14 protein-coding genes and 1 tRNA gene are annotated in these 21,228 nt (G+C 70.9%); 10 read left to right on the plus strand and 5 right to left on the minus strand.

From position 1 onward, the window contains the following. Nucleotides 1–146 precede the first annotated feature (146 nt). A complete protein-coding gene (gene oxc, locus H293_RS0142410) occupies nucleotides 147–1,895 on the plus strand; it encodes an oxalyl-CoA decarboxylase (RefSeq protein ID WP_020123841.1) in 1,749 nt (582 codons plus the stop codon). A gap of 65 nt (nucleotides 1,896–1,960) precedes the next feature. Continuing rightward, on the plus strand, nucleotides 1,961–3,217 hold the full coding sequence (gene frc / locus H293_RS0142415; RefSeq protein ID WP_020123842.1) for a formyl-CoA transferase: 1,257 nt from the start codon (nucleotides 1,961–1,963) through the stop codon (nucleotides 3,215–3,217). Nucleotides 3,218–3,277: 60 nt separating this feature from the next. Here frc and H293_RS0142420 read toward each other — a convergent pair whose 3' ends face one another. Then, nucleotides 3,278–3,703, minus strand: a complete 426-nt coding sequence (locus H293_RS0142420) for a PAS domain S-box protein (RefSeq protein WP_020123843.1) — start codon at nucleotides 3,701–3,703, stop codon at nucleotides 3,278–3,280. Between the two features lie 160 nt (nucleotides 3,704–3,863). Here H293_RS0142420 and H293_RS0142425 point away from each other — a divergent pair. Next, a tRNA-Leu gene (locus H293_RS0142425) sits at nucleotides 3,864–3,951 on the plus strand. Between the two features lie 367 nt (nucleotides 3,952–4,318). Here H293_RS0142425 and H293_RS0142430 read toward each other — a convergent pair. Continuing rightward, the gene (locus H293_RS0142430) at nucleotides 4,319–6,976 is read right to left on the minus strand and encodes a phospholipase D-like domain-containing protein (protein WP_020123844.1); all 2,658 of its coding nucleotides are present in this window, start codon (nucleotides 6,974–6,976) and stop codon (nucleotides 4,319–4,321) included. Further along, nucleotides 6,973–8,391, minus strand: a complete 1,419-nt coding sequence (locus H293_RS0142435) for a hypothetical protein (protein ID WP_259294666.1) — start codon at nucleotides 8,389–8,391, stop codon at nucleotides 6,973–6,975. Before H293_RS0142435 ends, H293_RS0142430 begins: the two co-directional genes overlap by 4 nt. 707 nt (nucleotides 8,392–9,098) lie before the next feature. On the opposite strand from H293_RS0142435, the gene H293_RS0142440 reads away from it, so the two are divergent. The 3 genes from H293_RS0142440 (at nucleotide 9,099) to fusA (ending at nucleotide 14,134) form a co-directional block, all read left to right on the plus strand. Next, nucleotides 9,099–10,406, plus strand: coding sequence for a hypothetical protein (locus H293_RS0142440; RefSeq protein ID WP_028808691.1), 1,308 nt, complete (start codon nucleotides 9,099–9,101; stop codon nucleotides 10,404–10,406). Nucleotides 10,407–10,686: 280 nt separating this feature from the next. Then, nucleotides 10,687–11,793 (plus strand): EstA family serine hydrolase, encoded by a 1,107-nt coding sequence (locus H293_RS0142445; protein ID WP_020123847.1) that lies wholly within the window; start codon nucleotides 10,687–10,689, stop codon nucleotides 11,791–11,793. A gap of 301 nt (nucleotides 11,794–12,094) precedes the next feature. After that, nucleotides 12,095–14,134, plus strand: a complete 2,040-nt coding sequence (gene fusA / locus H293_RS0142450) for an elongation factor G (protein WP_020123848.1) — start codon at nucleotides 12,095–12,097, stop codon at nucleotides 14,132–14,134. 54 nt (nucleotides 14,135–14,188) lie between these two features. Here fusA and H293_RS0142455 read toward each other — a convergent pair whose 3' ends face one another. Together H293_RS0142455 and H293_RS0142460 are read right to left on the minus strand one after the other, a co-directional pair. After that, entirely contained in the window at nucleotides 14,189–14,581 is a 393-nt protein-coding gene (locus tag H293_RS0142455; protein ID WP_020123849.1) for an SCO5389 family protein, read from the minus strand. 47 nt (nucleotides 14,582–14,628) lie between these two features. Next, complete coding sequence (locus H293_RS0142460) at nucleotides 14,629–15,585, minus strand: ATP-binding protein (protein ID WP_020123850.1); 957 nt, start codon at nucleotides 15,583–15,585, stop codon at nucleotides 14,629–14,631. A gap of 116 nt (nucleotides 15,586–15,701) precedes the next feature. On the opposite strand from H293_RS0142460, the gene H293_RS0142465 reads away from it, so the two are divergent. The 4 genes from H293_RS0142465 to H293_RS0142480 are packed head-to-tail and all read left to right on the plus strand — an operon-like array spanning nucleotide 15,702 to nucleotide 20,694. Further along, nucleotides 15,702–16,238, plus strand: a complete 537-nt coding sequence (locus H293_RS0142465) for a GNAT family N-acetyltransferase (RefSeq protein ID WP_078612854.1) — start codon at nucleotides 15,702–15,704, stop codon at nucleotides 16,236–16,238. 5 nt (nucleotides 16,239–16,243) lie between these two features. Continuing rightward, nucleotides 16,244–17,722: an ABC transporter substrate-binding protein gene (locus H293_RS0142470; RefSeq protein WP_051138242.1), complete on the plus strand. Its 1,479-nt coding sequence runs from the start codon at nucleotides 16,244–16,246 to the stop codon at nucleotides 17,720–17,722. Between the two features lie 3 nt (nucleotides 17,723–17,725). Next, complete coding sequence (locus tag H293_RS0142475; protein WP_028808693.1) at nucleotides 17,726–19,486, plus strand: ABC transporter permease subunit; 1,761 nt, start codon at nucleotides 17,726–17,728, stop codon at nucleotides 19,484–19,486. Beyond that, nucleotides 19,483–20,694 carry an MDR family MFS transporter gene (locus H293_RS0142480; RefSeq protein WP_020123854.1) on the plus strand — a complete coding sequence of 404 codons (1,212 nt, stop codon included), beginning with the start codon at nucleotides 19,483–19,485 and terminating at the stop codon, nucleotides 20,692–20,694. Before H293_RS0142475 ends, H293_RS0142480 begins: the two co-directional genes overlap by 4 nt. The last annotated feature ends 534 nt before the right edge of the window (nucleotides 20,695–21,228 follow it).

Below are 21,228 nucleotides of genomic sequence, written 5' to 3' on the forward strand. Positions count from 1 at the left end.
AAGACAGCTGCCAGGCCCCTGACCAGCCCTCGATAGACACCGTTTATCGGCTGGTCGCCGATGGGTCTTGGACGCGGGCGAGCGCGCTGCGGATGGTGAGAGAAGTAGCCGCTCCGGCAGGACCTGCCCAAGGAGGACCTCGGACCATGACCGCTCCCTCGACCCTGGAGACCGCGGCAGCAGCCGACGTTCCGACCGAGCTCACCGACGGGTACCACCTGGTCGTCGACGCGCTCAGGATGAACGACGTCGACACCATCTACGGCGTGGTCGGCATCCCGATCACCGACCTGGCCCGGCTCGCCCAGGCGCAGGGCATCCGCTACATCGGGTTCCGCCACGAGAGCAACGCCGGGCACGCGGCCGCCATCGCCGGCTACCTCAACAAGAAGCCCGGCGTGGCCCTCACGGTCTCGGCCCCGGGCTTCCTCAACGGCCTGGTCGCGCTGGCGAACGCGACCACCAACTGCTTCCCCATGGTCCAGATCTCCGGCTCCAGCGAGCGCCACCTCGTCGACCTCAAGCAGGGCGACTACGAGGAGATGGACCAACTCGCCGCCGCACAGCCCTTCGTGAAGGCCGCCTACCGGGTCGGCCGCGTGGAGGACATCGGCCGCGGCATCGCCCGCGCCCTGCGCACCGCGATCTCAGGGCGCCCCGGCGGTGTCTATCTCGACATCCCCGCCGCGGTGCTCGGCGCCATCATGCCCAAGGCGGAGGGTGACCGGACGCTGAGCCGTCTCGTCGACCCCGCCCCGCGCCAGCTCCCGGCACCGGAGGCGGTGGACCGGGCGATCGAGCTCCTCGCTTCCGCCGAACGCCCGCTGGTGGTGCTGGGCAAGGGAGCCGCGTACGCCCAAGCGGACGCGAAAGTACGGCAGTTCATCGAGTCGACCGGCATCCCCTACGTACCGATGTCGATGGCGAAGGGCCTGCTGCCGGACGACCATCCGCAGTCGGCCGCGACCGCCCGTTCGCTCGCGCTGAAGAAGGCCGACGTCGTGATGCTGATCGGCGCGCGCCTCAACTGGCTTCTGGGGCATGGCCAGACGGGGTGGAACCCGGACGCCGAGTTCGTCCAGATCGACATCGACCCCAAGGAGATGGACAGCAACCAGCCCATCTCCGCACCCCTCGTGGGTGACATCGAGTCGGTGCTCGACGCGCTCGCCGAACGCACCAAGCCCGGCCAGATCACGGCCCCTTCGGCCTGGCGCGAGGAACTCGGGGCGCGCTCGGCGCAGAACGTCGCCAAGATGGCGGGGCGCCTGGAGGCCGACCCGCACCCCATGCAGTTCATGGGCGCCCTGAAGGCCGTACGCGACGTCGTGCGCGCGCACCCGGAGACGTACATCGTCAACGAGGGCGCCAACGCCCTGGACATCGCGCGCAATGTCATCGACATGCACGTGCCTCGGCACCGCCTCGACAGTGGCACCTGGGGCATCATGGGCATCGGCATGGGCTACGCGATCGCGGCTGCCGTCGAGAGCGGCGCCCCGGTCGTGGCCATCGAGGGCGACAGCGCCTTCGGGTTCAGCGGCATCGAGATCGAGACGATCTGCCGCTACAAGCTGCCCGTCGTCACCGTGATCATGAACAACGGCGGGGTCTACCGCGGCGACGACACCAACCCGTACGACGACGCGCCCTCGCCCACGACCCTCATGTCGGCGGCCCGCCACGACCTGCTGATCGAGGCGTTCGGCGGCAAGGGCTACCGGGCCACCACGCCCGCCGAGGTCACCGCGGCGCTCACCGAGGCCCTCGCCTCCGGCGGCCCGGCGCTCATCGACTGCGTGATCGACCCCTCGGCCGGCACCGAGAGCGGCCACATCTCGCACCTCAACCCCAAGGGCATCACCGTCGGCAACATCACGCCCGCCAAGAAGTGACCGCCTAGACCTCCTAGGCCCCCAGGCCCACCTCGACCGCGCAACTTCACGAAAAGGAAGCACACATGAGTGAAAAGCCGCTCGCCGGAATCAAGGTGATCGACTTCACCGGGGTCCAGGCCGGTCCCGCCTGCACGCAGATGCTCGCCTGGTTCGGCGCCGACGTCCTGAAGGTGGAGCGCCCCAACGGCGGCGACGTCACGCGCCGTCAGCTCCGGGACATCGAGGAGCTGGACGCGCTCTACTTCACGATGCTCAACAGCAACAAGCGCTCCCTCGCCATCAACACCAAGACCGCCGAGGGCAAGGAGGTCCTGGAGAAGCTCATCAAGGACGCCGACGTCCTGGTGGAGAACTTCGCGCCGGGCGCCCTGGACCGTATGGGCTTCACCTGGGAGCGCATCCAGGAGCTCAACCCGCGCCTCATCTTCGGCTCGGTGAAGGGCTTCAACGACCAGTCGTCCTGGAACGACCTCAAGGTCTACGAGAACGTCGCCCAGTGCGCGGGCGGCGCCGCCTCCACCACCGGCTTCTGGGACGGCCCGCCCACCATCTCCGGGGCCGCCATCGGCGACACCAACACCGGGATGCACCTGGCGATCGGCATCCTCACCGCGATCATCGACCGCGGGAAGACCGGCCGGGGCCAGAAGGTGTCCGTCTCCATGCAGGACGCCGTGCTCAACCTGTGCCGCGTCAAGCTGCGCGACCAGCAGCGCCTGGAGCGGGTCGGCTACCTGGAGGAGTACCCGCAGTACCCGAACGGCGAGTTCACCGACGTGGTGCCGCGCGGCGGCAACGCGGGCGGCGGCGGCCAGCCCGGCTGGGTCCTCAAGTGCAAGGGCTGGGAGGACGACCCGAACGCGTACATCTACTTCACCGTCCAGGAGCAGAACTGGAAGCGCACCGCCGAGGTCATCGGCCGCCCCGAGTGGGCCGAGGACCCGGAGTACGCCACCGCGCGCGCCCGCCAGTCGCACATCTTCGAGATCTTCGAGGAGATCGAGAAGTGGCTCGCGGACAAGACCAAGTACGAGGCGGTGAACATCCTGCGGGAGTGGGAGGTGCCCTGCGCCCCGGTGATGAGCATGAAGGAGATCGCCTACGACGAGGACCTGCGCAGGAGCGGCACGGTCGTCGAGGTCGAGCAGAAGGGCCGCGGCACCTACCTGACGGTCGGCAGCCCGGTGAAGTTCTCCTCCTTCAAGCCGGACGTCGTCGGCGCCCCGCTGCTGGGCGAGCACAGCTCCGAGGTCCTGGTGGAGCTGGGTTACGACGAGGAGACCATCGGCCGGCTGAAGGAGAGCGGAGTCATCGTCTGAGGGCTGTGCCGAAGGGGCCGTGACCTCGCGGGTCACGGCCCCTTCGACGTGGTCCTGGGTTCAGACCGAAGCCTCGGCCCGGCGCCGCATCAGCTCCCGCTCCCGCTCGCGCCGCGCGGTGACGTCCCGGACGACCGCGCCGCAGTAGGGGCTGCCGTCGGGGCCCGAGAGCAGCACCACACTGAACTCGATGGACAGCTTGCGGCCGTCCGCCGCCAGTGCGGGCACGTTCAGCAGATCCGCGTCGCCGTACTTGCTGGACCCCCGCTCCATGGCCGCGTCGAAGCCCTCCTGATGCCGCTTGCGGTGCCGCTCGGGAATGATGACGTCCAGGCTCCGCCCCGTCACGTCGGCCGCCGCGAACCCGAAGATGCGCTCCGCACCCCGGTTCCAGTAGCGGATCAGCCCTTCCCTGTCGGTGATCACTATGCCGTCGGGTGCCTGGTCTGCCATGCCCAGCACCACCGCGGAATCCAGATCTTCCATGTCGCCTCCGAGCCGGGGCCATTGGGGTGGCGACAGTATACAGAATACTGTCGCCATGGCCTCTCTCTGGACGGATATGCAGGTGAAGGGCACCCCGAAAGCTTGGTATTGTTGTGCGTGTCGCCCCGGGGAACACCCCCGTCAAGGCGGCAGACACCTCGTCCGGGTGGCGGAATGGCAGACGCGCTAGCTTGAGGTGCTAGTGCCCTTTATCGGGCGTGGGGGTTCAAGTCCCCCCTCGGACACCAGTGAGACCCAGCAGGGACGTTCGCGAGATCGTCTCGAAGCGTTCGCGAATTACCGGTCGAGTCCCGTGACTCACCGGTTTTTCGTCGTTCCTGGGGCCTTCGGGCCTTCGGGCCTTCGGGCCTCGTGATCGGCTCGGCGAGGGGGCGGGGCGGTGGCGGTCCAGGTACTGCGCCCCTCACTTGCGGAAACAGGACATGCCTGCGCGACGGCCGGTAGCCGTGGCGCTCCCGGGACAGGCTCCGACCATCATCGCGCCTGCCCGTCCTGAGCAGCGGCGCGACCGTGGGACGAGGTGATTCGAGGGAACTCAGGCGCTCCACGGGCCGTCGCCGGTGGCGTCACGGCGCAGATCGCTTTCCTTCCCCGTCAGGTGTCGAGTGTGAATAGGCGACTGACCAACTCCGGGTAGGCGAGACCTGCTTCGGCGAGAATCTTCCTGAGAGCTTCCGGCGGGCCCTTCTGCAGCGGGGCCGGGGAACCGACGCGGCCGGGTACCGCGGAAAGGTCGCCGCCGCTGAACCGTGATTCCGGTGTGGCAGGGGGGCGTACCTGGTAGGTGAACCAGACGCGTGCCGGGGGATTCAGCAGGACCAGGTAGGGGTCCGCCCATGCCATGAAGGCCCAGCGGTTCTTGCTGCGGGCTCGCACGAGCACGCCGTCGGCGTGGTGCCGCCCGAGTCGTTCGGCCGCCTTGGCCACGACCGGAAGCGGATTGCCGAAGGAGCCCGTGATCTCCCAGAGCCCGTCCTCGCACGCGACCGACCAGCCGGCTGCGGTCAGCCCCTCTATCGCCTCCGCGTAGGGGTCGTCTTCCTGCGCCAGAGCGATGAGTCTGTCCACCTCGCTCCAGGGCGCGACGCGGGCGAGCGCCCGCTCCGGCGGGATCATCAGGTCCTCCGCCTCGGCGGGCTCGGCACGCGCGATCATCGCCTTGCCGCCGTGCCAGGCGCGGGCCGCGAGTACGTCGTGCTCGCCGCCGCCGGTGAAGGTGGCGTCCTGAACGAGCAGTGTCATCACCACGGCCGCCACCGCGTCCAGCCGTCGCCGGGTCTCGGGCGGAGCATCGTGGTCCGCCTCGCCCGCCAGGTCTTCGGAACGGAGTGCTTCGAGGAGGCGGCTGAGTCCGTCGCGCCAGCTCTGGTCTTGCTCGTCCCAGACTCCGGCGGCCAGAAGCTGGACGTACAGGTTGGCCACGAGCAGCCGGACCGGAACCGGTGCTGCGGCCGAACCGTCAGGGCCCGTGAGCGCCGCGACCCAGCGCTGGGCCCAGGCGCGACAACGGGCACGCTGCTCTGGCGCGACGTACGGGGCGAGCGGCTCGCTCGTTGTGGGGAGGTCCACCTCCTCCGTCTCGTCCTCGTGCTCCTCGTCGTCCTCCTCCCGCAGGCCAAGGGTGACCGCTGACACGATCCACCGGGACGAGGGTGCCTGCGGCAGGTCGAGCGGCGAGGTGCCGAACGCCAGATCCGTCAACGGCGCCCCGATCATCCGGCGGCAGTCGGCGAGGTAGGCGTCCCAGCGGTCGACGCCACTCGATGTCACCGAGCCCGTTGTCGTGTCTCCCGCCGGACTCACCCGGGGAGCGGACGTTCCGGCGGTGAGTTCGCGCAGGCGCAGCACATCGGTTTCGAAACGGCGTGCGGCACGCTCGTCGGCGAACAGGGTCTGCGCTGTGTAGTCGTATCTCAGGCGGGGACCGCTGTCGGCGCTGTGGCGCCGTGCGCAGTGCACGGGGCTGTACACAAAGACGACGGCGGATTCGGCGGTGGTGCCGTCAGGACGGGCGCACGTGGCGCGAACCGCCGCACCAGGAACCTCGGGCAGCGGGAAGGAGCAGGCCGCCGCCCCGGCCGGAATGGTTCCGGTCCGTGTCCAGGAACCCGGTGAACCGTCCGGAGACGTGCTGATCACCACGGGCAGGAGTTGGGGGTGCGCCAGAGAGACGTGCAGACCTTCGCTGTCCGTCTTCGCGCCCAGCAGGACGAGCGTGTGACCGGTGGACTCGAAGGGCCGGATGGTGCGGCCCGTCAGGCTCGCGAGTGAGGTGATGCGCCCCTGTTCGGGAAGCAGCGGCGCGGTGTCGGCGGCAAGTACGGCGAGCTCGCAGTTGCCGCCGTCCCGGGTGCTGGTGCACAGCGCGGCGCGGGTCAGATTCGGGCTCCCGGTGAGAGCGAATCGGCGACCGCCGGCCTGCCACTCGACGAATTTGCCGTGCCGCATCCGAGTCTCCTCGAGGAAACGGATCTGCGCGTCGAAGCCGCCGAGTGCCCTCTTGATCGCTCCGGCGTCGTAGCTCGACCAGCGAGGCTGGAGCCCGAGGACGGTGCGGCGGGGTGTCAGACGGCCGAGCAGCCCGCTGAGGGCATGACCGGCCTCGTCGACGAACGGGGCGTATGCGTGCAGTTCGTCGACAGGACCGAGCGGCAGTTGGTCCAGCAGACTCTCCTGGAGGTTGTGCAGAAGCCGGGCACCGGTTTCCGGTCCGGCCGGGGCGTTGACATGCCGCTCGGTCAAAAGGGCAGCCAGTTCCGCCAGATGACTCGCCGACCAGGGGGCCAGTTCCACGGCGGAGGGCAGTGCCTCCAGCCAGTCGGCGAGGTCGGCCAGGAGTGCGTGGGAGTCGTCGTCCTCGGTTTCCACCACCGTCCACAGCTCGTCGTTGGCGCCCCAGCCGGACAGCGTCGGGTTTCCCGAACCCACTGCGACCCGGCAGGCATGTTCTCCGATCAGAAGGACGACCTTGGGGTGGAACGCACGCTGGCAGGCGGCCAGGCCGTGCAGGTAACTGCGGCCGGCCATGCGCACATCGACCGGGTCGTACAGCCCTTGGGCCGCATCACCGATCACCGCGGTGCGGGCACCCAAGCCACGGGCGACGGGTACGGCGACCTTCTCCAGGAAGGGGAGATCGACTGTGAAACCGAGGAAGAGTGCTTCGTGCAGCGCTTGCTGATCGCTGCGTTCGCTCCACTCTCTCAGCAGCGTGACGGGGGATGCGAACCGGGTGTGCTGTGCCGCGCTCATGGGTTTGTCTCCAGGATTCGCCGTCCCTCCGCGGTGACGGTGTGGCAGTTGTCGCGGATCGCGAAAAGCCCCAGCTGCGCTGCTAGGGAGCCCAGTTGGGGGACGCGGGTGCCGATGTCGGAGTCCCCTTCGTCACCGGTCTTGAAATAACGCTCGTTGCGAAGGTGCAGACGGGAGAAGATCTTCAGCCCGCCGGTCGCGGGGTCGGTGCGCAGCTTCGCCAGGGCGACTCTGCGGGACTGGGCGAGCATGTCGTCCACCAGCCGGGCGGCCAGGTCGCGGACCGGCCGGTCGGCGTAGTCGTCGATGAGGCCGTCGACCCACGTCGGGTCGAGGAACTCGGCCCAGCGCCGCTGACGACCCAGGAAGACGGCCCGTACGTCGTCTGGAAGATGACCCTCCCGGGAGCGCAGCGCACCCACCATCAGGAGCAGCACATTGGTCATCGGGGCCTCGGCACCCTGCGTCAGGAGGTGCCGTTCGACCGGCAACAACTGACCTGCCGCGTTCTTGAGCGGAGGCAGTTCGTCCAGGACCCGCCGTACATTCGCATCCGGGGCCTGTTGCGCCAGCCAGTCCCGTAGTTCCTCGGCCGACCGGTCGGCCTCGCCGTCCTTGGAGCCGACACCGGCAACCAGTGCCGCCCACAGCCGACGCCAGGCGCCGACGGAGTAATGACGCAGCAGCACTCCCCGCCAACCGGCCGTCTCGGGAATCGCCGCCAGAACGGGATCCGTTGTCGCCTCGCCACCGAAGGCCACCGCGGAGCGCAGCGTCTCCTGATACCCGTCGCCCTCATGACCGTGGAGATCGATCGCCCGGCCGAGGATACGGAGGGTCGCACGCCGAGTGCGGTCGGACGCCTCCCAGTCCCCCTGCGCATGGGATCCTCCACCGCGAGTTGCGGTCAGCACGTCCGTCAGCCATTCCCGCTCGGCCGGACACGGGACGCCAAGAGCCGCCTGCCCCGCTGTCTCCAGGTCGGCGAAGGACACGACGTCCCGCGCCGCGAGTGACAGCAGAGGTGCGAAGAGCTCCTTGACCGCGGGAGGGCACGGGTGCCGGCCGGGTCTGAGCACTCCGTCCCGGACGTCCAAGGTGCCGAGCACCGTGGCGGGTCCGCCGTACTGGTCCCAAAAGCCCCAGCGGCGGGGTGAGTACGACTGGCTCAGCTGCTCCTCGTCGGCGGCTCGTGCCAGTTCCAGTTCCTCTGCGCAGAAACGCCGCACTCGATCGACCCCGTGGGCAAGCCATGCCGGATCTGTCTCCGTGTGGTGCTGGAGCGCCGCCAGGAGGACCTCGCTGCGGCGGACCGCCCGGCGGCACGCGGTGATGTCCCACGCGTTCCGCTCCGCGTGCGCCGCGATCGCCGCGTACAGGGAGTGATAGCGGATGTAGCGGGTCACTGTGGACACTCCGGGTACCAACCGGTCCACCGCCCGCATCACCGGGCCCTCCACCGCCAGGGGATAGCGCCCGGACCGCACGCCCAATCCCTCGAGTGCCCATGCCGGTCCACGGACATCCGCTGTCACTTGCCACCCCTTGTTGGCTGCCGGAGCGTTGCATCGGCAGGAGCTACCTGACCCTGCCTCAGAATAGATGCTGGTTTCGGACGAGAGGCCGGCACCGGCGACTGGATTCGGGAAGGTGCCGGGACGCGCCCGATCTCGCCTCAAGGCCGTCCGCGACTTGGCTGTCGGCAACGTCCGAGTCGAGTTCGGTGCTGACGCAGGAGGTCGATTCACGAACCCCATGGGGCCGTGACGACAGACAGTGCATCACCGGGCTCCGCTATGCCGTCTACATCCAGGGCGGTTGCAATTCCCGGATCCCAGATGTCCTGTGGGAGCGCTGTGGTGAGGGCGACTTTGAGGTTGCTACGCGGCCGCCGGAGGTCCGCGATCTATCGCAGCGTGCGATTCCCGCGTGCCCAATGGGTCTCGTCGGCCCGCACCACGCGCCACCGGTCCCGGCCGGCATTGCAGGTGAGGGGCGCCGTCCCTCCGTTGGGAGATCGTCAGTTCACCGGGAGACAGAGCCCGTAGCTGCATACACGAGGTTCCTGCCGTTCTTGTCGGACGTCAGCCGTAGGCTGTTGTGGGAGAACAAGGGGGAGACGATGACTGGCGATCGCAAGGCACTCGTTCCGGTGTGGACGCTGGCGACCGGTGATGTCCGGGTGCCGGCATTGGCCGGAGACGAGCCGATGACGGCTGCGCGCCTGGCTGAACTGCGCGGCGTGCTGGCCGCCCTGGCCGACGCGCCGATCGCCACACTCGAGGTGCATCCGCTGCCCGACAAGCTCGACCGCAGCCGAGGTATCCCGCTCGATGCCGCGAGTCCCCTGGCGCAGCACCTGTCACAGTTCATCACGCAGTCGACGCGAAGTTCCCTTACGGCGGCCAGGGCGACCGCTGCTGGCGAAAACCTGTATCGCATGGTGGTTCCGGCGAAGGTCGCCGCCCAGTTCGGTCAGGGCGTCGTTCGCCCGATGGCGTCGAAGGCGGCGGCCGGTGGCATCCACAGCGCACTTATGAACTCGACGGGCATCGCCGCCAATGCGACGTTCGTGCCCGTCGGTAAAGCGGCGGCAGCAGGCGCGGTCGGCGGAGCCGGTGCGACAGCCGGCGTCGCGGCCGCCGGCAGCGCGGCGCTCACCGTGGCCGCGCCGCTCGTGCTCATGGCCGTAGCGGTGGGCGTGAGCGCGCATGCCGACTACAAGCGCCAGCAGGCTATCGAACACATCACAGAACTGCTGGAGCAGCTGCACGAACAGAAGCTCGAACAGGAGCACAGCGAACTCGACGGCTGCCGCGACGCCATCGACAAAGCCACCGCCATTCTGCTCGACCAGGGCAAGCTCGGAGTCTCCCTGGGACTGGACTCGGCAGTGCACGCCATCAACACGGCGCTGGGCGCCGCTGACCGCCGCCTTGCCCGGTGGCAGAGCGCACTCGACAGGCTGCCCGAGGGCAAGTCCGTCGAGATCAGCACGCTGGCCAAGTCGTTCCCCGGCGTCGACGAGCCTGGCGGCATGTTCCGCGCCCACCTCGAACTCGCTGCCCTGGCCATTGCGCTGAAGCGGCGGGTCGTCGTCCTTCAGGCTGTCGAGCATGCCCAGGACAACCCTGACAACTTGTTCGAGAACTTCACCCGCGAGCTCAAGCGCGACCAGCAGCGCCTCGACGAACTGGAGTCGAGCATTGCGGGTGTCCTGGCGCGCTTGTCGGCGCTGGAGCTGGCAGGTCCGCAAGGTCTGCGGCCCGTCTTCACGACCGGTGAAGTCGATCGCCTGATGCGCGCGGCAAACCGGATTCGCAAGCTGGGCGACGACGTCATGGTCGACAGCCGCACGACAGACGTGGCGATTGAGATTGCCCGCAACAAGGACGGCTCGGTGGTCGTGTTCCCTGCGCTGTCCGCGTAGGTGTAGGCGAACTCGCACTCACGTGGTGCGGGGTTGCCCGAAACCTCGAACGCGATGTTGGCCTACGGCCACGCGGTCGACGTAATTGAGGGTGACGCTGGTCATGCGACCGGATAGCTTGGTCCAAGATGCAATCGGGCATGGGGCTCTCCAGTTCAAGGGAACTCGTGAACGTCCTACCAGTGAGACCCCACTTCATGTGGGGTCTTTCGCGTTGCGGCCCACCGGGCGCCCCTAATTCGGTTGACGCGGACCGCCCGGCAGGGGCTGAATACCCGGCATGGCCGACATCCAGGGCACGTACGACGACCTGTTCTCCGCCGTCCCCACCAAGCTGGCGGCGCTGCTGGACGAGGGGGATGCCGGCGGCTGCGTGGCCGTCTTCGTGGACGGCGAACCGGTGGTGGACGTCTGGGGCGGCTTCGCCGACGCCGGCCGGACGGCCCCGTGGGAGCGGGACACGATCACCAACGTGTTCTCCACGACCAAGACGATGACGGCGCTGTGCGCGCTGATCCTCGCCGACCGCGGCGATCTCGACCTGGACGCCCCCGTCGCCCGGTACTGGCCGGAGTTCGCCGCCGGGGGCAAGGACAAGGTGCTGGTACGGCACCTGCTGTCGCACACCGCCGGCCTGCCGCACTGGGAGGGCCCGGTCGAGGAGCTCTACGACTGGTCGGCCGCCACCGCCCGCCTCGCCGCCCAGCCGCTCCTCTGGGAGCCCGGCACCGCGGCCGGCTACCACTCGCTCACCCAGGGCTTCCTGGTCGGCGAGGTCGTGCGCAGGATCACCGGCCGCACGATCGGCGCGTTCCTCGCCGAGGACGTCACCGGCCCCCTCGGCGCCGACTTCCACATCGGACTCGCCGCCGAACACGACCACCGGGTCGCCCGTACCCTCCCGCCGCCCGGCCGGGACGAGAACTACACCGCGGGCGCCCCCGGGCCCGACGCGACACCCTCCGCGGGGACCGCGATGCGCGTCAGCGACGCCAACAGCGTCGCGTGGCGGCGCTCCCAGATCCCCGCCGCGAGCGGGTTCGGCAACGCCCGCTCGGTCGCGCTCGTGCAGTCCGCGCTCGCCTGCGCAGGGACGGTCGGGGGAGTCCGGCTGCTGTCGGCGGCGGGAGCCGAACGCGCCCGCGAGGAGCAATTCAGCGGCGAGGACCGCGTGATCGGCATGACACAGCGGTACGGCCTCGGCTTCGGCCTCTTCGGGACCTCCTTCGGCTGGGGCGGCTGGGGCGGCTCCCTGGTGGTGATCGACCCCGAGGCCCGCATGGTGGTCGCCTACGCCACCGACCAGATGCGTGAACCCGCCGAGGACACCCGTGGCATGGACCTCGTCATGTCCGCCTACGACGGCCTCCAGGGCCTGCGCCGCTGACCGCGGAAAACCCCGTGCGCCGAGCCGGGCCGGCTCCCTACACTCGCCATGACCAGGGACGACGAGTGAGGGGAGTACGGCCATGTGCGTGCGCGCAGCTGTCGCCGTTCCCCGGACGTCGTACGACGTGATCCTCGTGTCCTGGACCCGCCGGTGCCCGCTGCGCGGCCGGCACCGGATGCCCGCGACGACTGTCTGAACGGTCGAGTACCGCCGCAGCACGCCTATGTGACGTGCCGTCATGTCGTCGTACGGGCCATCGCGCAGCCCTGTCATCACAGCACCTGAAAGGCCATGGGCCGTGCGCACCCACACATCCGACCCGCTCGCCGTCGTCCGCAACCTCGGCATCCTCGCCCACGTCGACGCCGGCAAGACCACCGTCACCGAGCGGATCCTGTTCGCCACCGGAACCACGCACAAGCGCGGCGAGGTCCACGACGGCACGACCGTCACCGACTTCGACCCGCAGGAGCGGGACCGCGGGATCACCATCTTCGCGGCGGCCGTGAGCTGCGCGTGGGACGGACATCGCCTCAACCTGATCGACACCCCGGGGCACGTCGACTTCGCCGACGAGGTGGAGCGTTCGCTCCGGGTGCTCGACGGGGCGGTCGCGGTGTTCGACGCGGTCGCGGGCGTGGAGCCGCAGAGCGAGTCGGTGTGGCGGCAGGCGGACCGGCACGGTGTGCCGAGGATCGCCTTCGTCAACAAGCTGGACCGCGCGGGCGCCGACCTGGACGCGGCCGTCGAGTCGATCCGGCGGCGGTTGCATCCGGCCCCGCTGGTTGTGCAGTTGCCCATCGGCAGCGAGGACGGCTTCACCGGCGTCGTCGACCTGGTGCGGATGCGGGCGCTGACCTGGTCCGCCTCCGGTGCGGCGGCGCAGGACGGACCGGTGCCCGCCGCGCTGCGCGAGGAGGCGCTCAAGCGACGCCGGCTCCTTGAGGAGGTCGTAGCCGAGCGCCACCCCGCCGCCCTGGAGGAGTTCTGCGACCGGGAGACCCTCTCCGAAGGCACCCTCACCGCCGCCCTGCGGGACCTCACCCACAGCGGCGACGGCGTGGTCGTCCTGTGCGGCTCGGCCTACCGCAACCGCGGCATCGAGCCGCTGCTGGACGCGGTCGTGGCGTATCTGCCGTCGCCGCTCGACGTGCCCGCCGTACGCGGTGCGAACGGCGAGGAGCGGCCCAGCGATCCGGCGGCGCCCCTCGCGGCGCTGGCGTTCAAGGTGAACGCCACGGCCACGGGACGGCTGACGTACGTACGCGTGTACTCTGGAACGATCGAGAAGGGAGCCACCGTGTGGGACGCGGGCGCACGCCGTACCGAGCGCGTCGGACGGATCCTGCGGGTGCAGGCCGACCGGCACGCGCCGTTGGAACGGGCGGGCGCCGGTGACATCGTCGCCGTCGTCGGGCTGAAGTCGGCCCGCGCCGGCTCGACCCTGTGCGCGCCGGACGCCCCGCTCGTGCTCGAACCGCCCAGCGCGGCCGAGCCGGTCGTGTCCGTGGCCGTCGAGGCGGGGCGGTCCGTGGACGCCGGCCGGTTGGCCTCGGCGCTGGCCCGACTGGCCGAGGAGGACCCCTCGCTGGTCGTCCGCACGGACGCCGAGACCGGCCAGACGCTGCTGTCCGGCATGGGTGAACTGCATCTGGAGGTCGCGGTGGAGAAGGTGCGGCGCGAGCACGGGCTGGTGCTCAACGTCGGCCGTCCGAGGGTGAGTTACCGCGAGACGGTCGGACGCGGGGTGTCCGGGCTGGTCCACCGGCACGTCAAACAGGACGGCGGAGCGGGTCAGTTCGCGCATGTCGTGCTCGACGTCGAACCCTTGGAGGCGGGCTTCGAGTTCCGCTCCACGGTCGTGGGCGGCCGCATTCCGCAGGAGTACGTCCGCGCGGTCGAGGCCGGCTGCCGGGACGCCCTGGCCGAAGGGCCGCTCGGCGGGCACCCGGTGACGGGGCTGCGTGTCACCCTCACCGACGGCTCGACCCATGTGAAGGACTCCTCGGACACGGCCTTCCGTACCGCGGGCCGGTTCGGCCTCCGGGAGGCCCTGCGTGCCTGCGCGATGGTCCTCCTGGAACCGGTCGTCGAGGTCACGGTCACCGTGCCCGGGGACACCGTCGGCGCGGTGCTCGGCGACCTCGCCGCCCGCCGCGGCCGGGTCTCGGGCTCGGCCGCCCGCGGCGGTTCGGCGGTCGTGACGGCGACCGTGCCGCTGGCCGAACTCTTCGGCTACGCGACGAGGTTGCGCAGCCGGACGCAGGGCCGCGGCACCTTCACGGCCCGTCCGACGGGGTATGCGCCGGCACCGGCCGAGGCGGCGGTTCGGCGGTAGCGAGCGGGTGGCCCTCCCGTACCGGGGAGGGCCACTTCTCACATCGGGGCCGGCTCAGCAGTCCCTGAACTCCGGCGACTGGTTCAGCACCTGCGAGCGCACCGAAGTGAAGCGGGCGTACGTGTCGCCGTCCACCGACTCCGGGCGGAACGCCGCCACCCGGTGGCAGTTCTGGAAGGCCAGGGCCACGCCGAAGTGGCGTTCCAGGCTGCCGCGGATGGCGTCGCTGGCGAGGGCGCGCAGGAGCTGGCCGCGCTCCGTCTCCGACGGGGGAGGGGTCTGGTTGTCGGTGAACTCGGCGGTGCCGCCCTTGAGTTCACCGGCCAGCGAGGCGACCAGGTCGTAGGCGTAGGGGAGGGACGTGCGGACCGTGTCCACGAAGTCCTCCTCGCGGATGGTGCCCTGCTCGGCTTCGGCGAGGAGCTTCGGGGAGACGTCGAGAGACATGTGCGGTGGTTCCTGTCTGTCAGTGGGAGTGGAGGCGGGGGTGGCGGTCAGGCGAGGGAGGCAGCGCCGGGTACGAAGTCCGGGTCCACCTGGGAGGTCAGATCGAGGCCGGTCGCCTCGTTCGCCCAGGAGCGGGCGTTGCGGAGGTGGAACTCGACCGCGTGGCGGTGGAAGGTGGGCCAGTCGCGGGGGTGGGCGTCGACCGTCTCGCGCAGGATGGACAGGGCGTGCCGGTTGTGGGGCTCCAGCGACTCCAAGTCGCCGTCGGAGCGCCCCTGTTCGGCCGCGCGCACCCAGGGTGACTGGACCAGGTGGGTCAACAGGTCGTCACCCACGTGCTCCTTGAGGAAGAGCAGGTCGTCCTCGCCGGTCACCTTGTTGCCGATCACGGCGATCCGGATGCCGAACTCCCATGCGTGGTCCCGGTACTGGCGGTAGACCGAGACGCCCTTGCGGGTGGGTTCGGCCACCAGGAAGGTCACGTCGAAGCGGGTGAACAGGCCCGAGGCGAAGGCGTCCGCGCCGGCCGTCATGTCGACGACGACGTACTCGCCGGGACCGTCGACCAGGTGGTTGAGGTACAGCTCCACCCCGCCGAGCTTGGAGTGGTAGCAGGCCACGCCGAGGTCGCTCTCGTCGAACTCGCCCGTCACCATCAGCGGGACGTCACCCACCCGCCGGACGTGTCTGGCGTGCAGTTCGTCCTCGCCCAGCAGGCGCAGCAGACGTGAACCCCGGCCCGGCGGCGTGGTCTTGATCATCGCCTCGCGGGAAGCGATCAGCGGGTTGGTGCCGCGCAGGTAGTCCTTGATGTCGGCCACGTGTGCGCCCAGTGGAGGGGCGCCCAGGTCCCCGCCGTCATGGCCCAACGCCTCGGCCAGGTGCTGGTTGATGTCGCCGTCCACGGCCAGCACCGATGCGCCGGAACGGGCCAGATGGCGGGAGAAGAGCGCCGACAGGGTGGTCTTGCCGCTGCCACCCTTGCCGACGAACGCGATGCGCACTACCGCTCCATCTTTTTGAAAATGGATGTCATGTTGGTAGGTTCTATGGCGTTCATTCGATCACTGTCAAATCGCCCCGCGATCAAGCCGGAAGGCTTAATGCATATGATGTGCAAGTGCGTAACTACGGCATCAGGACTGCGAGCCCGGACGACCTCGAAGGTGCGCGAGCCGTGATGCTCGACACCGTCTACCAAGACTTCAGAACCGGGTACGTGGCCCGCTGGCACGGCGACATCATCGACCCGGCCGCCGCCTATCTCGTCCCGGCCCGCCACACCCTCCTCGTCGCCCTCGACCCGGCGGACGGGACCGTCGTGGCCACCGGAGCCCTCGACTCCCGCGGCCCCGCCCACCCGCCGAACCCGCGCGAGCTGGCCGAGCGCTACCCGTCCGGCGAGACCGCCCAACTGCGCCGGATCTACGTCCGTCCCGAGCACCGCAGGCGCGGCCTCGCCCGCCGCCTGGTCGACGAGCTGCTCGCCTTCGCGGCCGCCGACGGCGGCTACCGCTCCGTGTATCTGCACACCGACCCGACCGTCCCGGGCGCCGAAGCCTTCTGGCGCTCGCTAGGCAAGGTTGTGCACGACGAACGCGAGACCACGGGCGGCGCGAGCAGCGTCGTCCACTTCGAGATACCGATGGGACGGTGACCACGATGCGCCGCCGTCACACACTCGGCTCCCTCCTGCTCGCCCCGCTGCTCGCCGCCTGCTTCGCCGCCCAGGGCGGCGGCTCCACGGGTGACGCGAGCGACGGCTCCCGCCTCCGCGTCGCCCTCGCCTTCCCGCCCGCCGAGAACCTCTCTCCGTACGGCGGCGACGCCACCCTCCTCAGTCGCCTCGGCGTCACCGAGGGCCTGACCGCCCTCGACGCCAACGGCGCCGCGGCTCCCGCGCTCGCCGAGACCTGGCGCCGCGAGAACGACCGCACCTGGCTGTTCACCCTGCGCGAGGCCACCTTCCAGGACGGTTCCGCGGTCACCCCGGCCGCGGTGGCCGCCGCCCTCACCCACGCCGACGAGGCCAAGCCCGCCCCGGCCGCCCTCTCCGGCGTCACCCTCACGGTCGAGGCACAGAGCACCGCCGTACGGATCACCACCACGAACCCCGACCCCGTACTGCCCCTGCGCCTGTCCAGTCCCAGCCTCGCCGTGCTCTCCCCGAAGGCCTACGAGGACGGCGCCGACCCGGTCGGCACCGCGACCGGCCCCTTCGAGCTCACCAAGGTCAACGGCTCCACGTCCGCCGCCCTCGACCGCTTCGACGACTACTGGGGCGGCCGCGCCCATGCCTCCGGCGTCGACGCCCGCTTCATCGCGGACGGCACCGCCCGCGCCAACGCCGTGCGCACCGGCCAGGTCGACATCGCCGAGGCGATCCCCGTCGCCCAGGCCGCGAGCCTCGACAAGACCACCCTCAAGGAGACCGCCACCACCCGCACCACGAGCCTGCACCTCAACACCGCGTCCGGCCCCTTCCGGGACCCGAGGCTGCGCGCCGCCGCCCGCGAGGCCGTCGACAACTCGGCCGTCGTCAAAGGTGTCTTCGAGGGGTACGCCGATCCCGGCACCGGGATCTACGGGCCGGCCGTGACCTGGGCCGAGGGCAAGCGCGTGCGGCCCGCCGGACGCGCGAGCGCGGCCGAGCCGCACGGCGCCTCCGTCACCCTCGCCACCTACGACAACCGGCCCGAACTCCCCGAAGCCGCCCAGGTCCTCCAACAGCAGCTCCAGAAGGCCGGGTTCAGGGTCACTCTGGTGGTGCGTGAGTACTCGCGGCTCGAAAGCGACGTGCTCGCAGGGAAGTTCGACGCGTTCATCGGCGCCCGCAACAGCCTCGTCGACACCGGCGACCCCGTCGCCGTCCTCGCGAGCGACTACACCTGCGACGGCGGCTACAACCTCTCCCGGCTGTGCGACAGCGAGGTCGACCGGGCGGTGGCCGAGGCCGACGCGGTGGCCGACACCGGCGAACGGCAGGACGCGGCCCTGCGCGCCGAAGCAGCGGTCCTCGGCACCGACGCCGTCATCCCGCTGGCCCACCAGAAGATCATCACCGGCGTCGCCACCGATGTCCACGGCCTGCTGCTCGACCCGTACGAGCGGACCCTGGTCGGACCCGGAACGCGACGCTGATCCATGCGGCACCGAGTGGCCACCCTGCTGTGGCGTGTCCTGCTCGCGGCGGCCCTGGTGTGCGGGATCGGCCTGCTGCCGTGGCTGTCCCGCACCGACCCCGCGCTCACCGTGCTCAAGACGCGTTCCGCGGACCGCGAGCCCACACCACCGGTACTGGCCGACATCCGGGCCCAACTCGACCTGGACAAGGGCCCCTTGCACCTGCTCGGCCAATGGCTCGGCGGCCTGCCCCGGGGCGACGCCGGCCGGTCATGGCTGAACGGCACACAGGTCACCCCGACCGTCGTCCAGGCACTCGGGGTGTCCCTGCTGCTCGTGACGGTGGCCCTCGTGATCGCCGCCGCCACCGCCGCCCTGGTGTGCGCCCGCACGCTGTGGCTCGGCGCGCACCGACGCCTCGACGGACGCCGGGCCGGGGGCGGTGCCTCGGCGATGCTCTCCGCGCTGCCCGAGTTCCTCACCGCCTCCGTCCTCGCCACCGTGGTCGGCGTACAACTCGGCTGGCTGCCCGCCCTCGGCTGGTACGGACCCCGCTGGACGGTCCTGCCCGCCCTCGCCCTCGGCCTGCCCGCCGGGGCCGTGCTCGGGCGCCTCCTCGACGACCTGCTGCCCGGCGCCTTCGCCGAACCCTGGGCGCGGGCAGCAGAGGCCCGCGGCCTGCCCGGCCGTACCGTCGCCGCCAAGGCGGTCCGCCGGTGCGTCCCCGCGCTGCTGCCCAACCTGGGCCTGTTCGCCGTGGGCCTCACCGGCGGTTCCGTCGCCGTGGAGCAGGTCTACGACATCCCGGGCCTCGGCCGCACCGCCCTCCAGGCCGCCCTCGCGCAGGACCTGCCCGTGCTCCAGGCGGGCACTCTCGCCCTGCTGCTCCTCGCCGCCACCGCCACCGGCCTCGCGGCCCCCGCCGTCCGCCTCCTGACCGGCCCGGCCCTGCGCGACGGCGCCCTGGACTCGCTGCACCGGCCGCGACGCCCCACCCGCAGCACCCCGCCTCTCGTCCTGGGCGGCCTCCTGACCGCCGTCATCGCGCTCGGCCTGCTCCGCGACCCACTCGCCCTGGAGACCGGGGCCCGGCTCCAACCCCCTTCCCGGTCCCACCCGTTCGGCACCGACGCACTCGGCCGGGACCTGCTCGCCCGGGTCGGACACGGGGCCCTGGACACCCTTCTGACCGCCCTCGCCATCAGCGTCACCGCCCTGGTGGTCGGCGTCCTGCTCGGGCTGCTGCCCCGGCTGTCCGGGCCGCTCGTCGACACCGTCAACGCCGTACCGCCGGTGCTCGCCGCGCTGCTCGTGACCGCCGTCGCCGGGAGCGGCGCCGCCACGCCCGCGATCGCCGTGGCCACCGTCTCCTGGGCGGCGCTCGCCGCGCACACCTCCTCACTCCTCCGGCAGGAACGCGCGACCCCGCATCTGGCGGCCACCCGGGCCCTGGGCGCGAACCGCTGGTACCTCCTGCGGCACGAACTGCTGCCCGCGATCCTGCCGTCCGTCACCCGGCACGCCCTGCTGCGCCTGCCCGGCGTCGCGCTGGCCCTCGCCTCACTCGGATTCCTCGGCCTCGGCGCCCAGCCGCCCGCCCCGGAGTGGGGCCTGCTCCTGGCCGAGAACCAGCCCTACGCCGAACGCGCCCCCTGGGCCGTCCTCGCCCCCGCCGCCGCACTCGCCCTGCTGGGCGCGCTGGCGGTGAGCGCGGCGGGCGGGGTGCGGTGGCCGCGACGGTGCGCGCGTCCCCGGACGCGCGAGCTGGTGGAGACCGGATGACATCCACGCCGGTCGAACTGCCGAAGACAGTCCTGCTCTCCCCGCGGCTGCGGCTGCTGATCCTCACCCAACTCGCCTTCAACATCGGCTTCTTCGCGGTCCTGCCCTTCCTGGCCGAACACCTGGGGCAGGCCGTCGGCATGGCGGGCTGGCTGGTCGGATTCGTGCTGGGGCTCAGGACGTTCAGCCAGCAGGGATTGTTCGTGGTGGGTGGGGCGCTGGCCGACCGGTACGGGATCAGGCCGGTCGTCCTCGCCGGATGCGTGCTGCGGATCGCCGGGTTCGCCTGGCTCGGGTACGCCGAACGGACGGCGGCGGTCATCGGGGCCGTCCTGCTCGTCGGGTTCGCCGCCGCGCTGTTCTCACCGGCGGTCGAGTCCGAGGTCGCCCGGCAGGCCGTCGTCCACGAGGAGGCGGGCGGTCAACGCACCCGCGTCCTCGCGCTGTTCACGGTCGCCGGGCAGGCCGGTGCCTTCGTCGGACCGTTGCTCGGCGCGCTGCTCCTCGCGGTGGACTTCCGTACGGTGTGTCTGGCGGGCGCCGGGATCTTCGTGCTCGTCCTCGCCGGGCACGCGTGGATGTTGCCGCAGCGGATTCCGGGTCGGCAACGGGTGCGGCTTAAGGGCGGATTGGGGGCGCTGGCCCGCAATCGCCGTTTCCTCGGGCTGTGTTGTGCGTACGGTGCCTACCTGCTCGCCTACAACCAGCTCTACCTCGCCCTCCCCGAGGAGGTGGAGCGCGCGACCGGTTCGCAGTCGGCGCTGGCCTGGCTGTTCGCGCTGTCCTCGCTGCTGGTGGTGACCGCGCAACTCCCCGTCACCCGCTGGGCCGGCTCCAGACTCTCGCTGCGCCGGTCCATGGTGGCCGGACTGCTGCTGATCGGCGCCGGGTTCGCGGTGGTCGCCGTGTCCCGTCCCGCCGCCTTGACCGGTACGGCGGGACTGTTGCCGTCGGCCGGGTTCGTCGTCCTGCTCACCTTCGGGCAGATGCTCGTCGCACCCGTGGCCCGGGCCTGGGTCCCCGACCTCGCGGAGGAGGGCCGACTCGGCCTCTACACCGGCGCACTCTCCTCCGTCTCCGGTCTGTTCGTGCTGATCGGCAGCTCCGTCACCGGTTCCCTGCTGGACAGCGGACTACCGCCCGCGGTCCCGTGGCTGGTGCTGGCGGCGGTGCCGGTCGCGGCGGTGGGGATGTTGCCGCGGAGGTAGGAACGAACGGGTCGAGCCGGGGTGGTCCCACCTCCTGGCCAACCCCGGAACGCCTACGGGCGCCGCTGCCCGCCCTGCGGGGCTGTGCCGAACCTCTCCGGACCGTGAGACCGCCCGCCCTGAACGCGGAGCACGCGCCTCAGACGCGCCGGTCCCGGCGAGGCGGCTGGTCGGAGAACTCAGGTGTCGGAGAACTCAGGTGTCGGGGAGCGGGGTGGTGTCGGCGGGTTCAGGCGCCCCGGTCAGGTCGCGGCGGGAGGCCGGATGCCGGCCATGAACTCGCCGGGCGGGTTCAGATGGGGCAGGGCCGGGATCGCTCGCGGGAGGGCCAAGTTGGCAGGGCAGGGCGGGGTGGCGTCGGCGAGTTCCGTGCCCCGGTCAGGGTTGCGGTGGGAAGCTCGACGCCCGCCACGCACTCGCCGGGCGGTTCATATGTCCGGGTCAGGTCTCGTGGTGGAGGTTCAGACGTAGGCCGCGCACCCGCCGGACGGTTCAGGTGGCCGCGTCAGGGGAGCCCGCCAAGTGGCCGGGCCA

Source organism: Streptomyces canus 299MFChir4.1, from assembly GCF_000383615.1.
Taxonomy (GTDB): domain Bacteria; phylum Actinomycetota; class Actinomycetes; order Streptomycetales; family Streptomycetaceae; genus Streptomyces; species Streptomyces canus_C.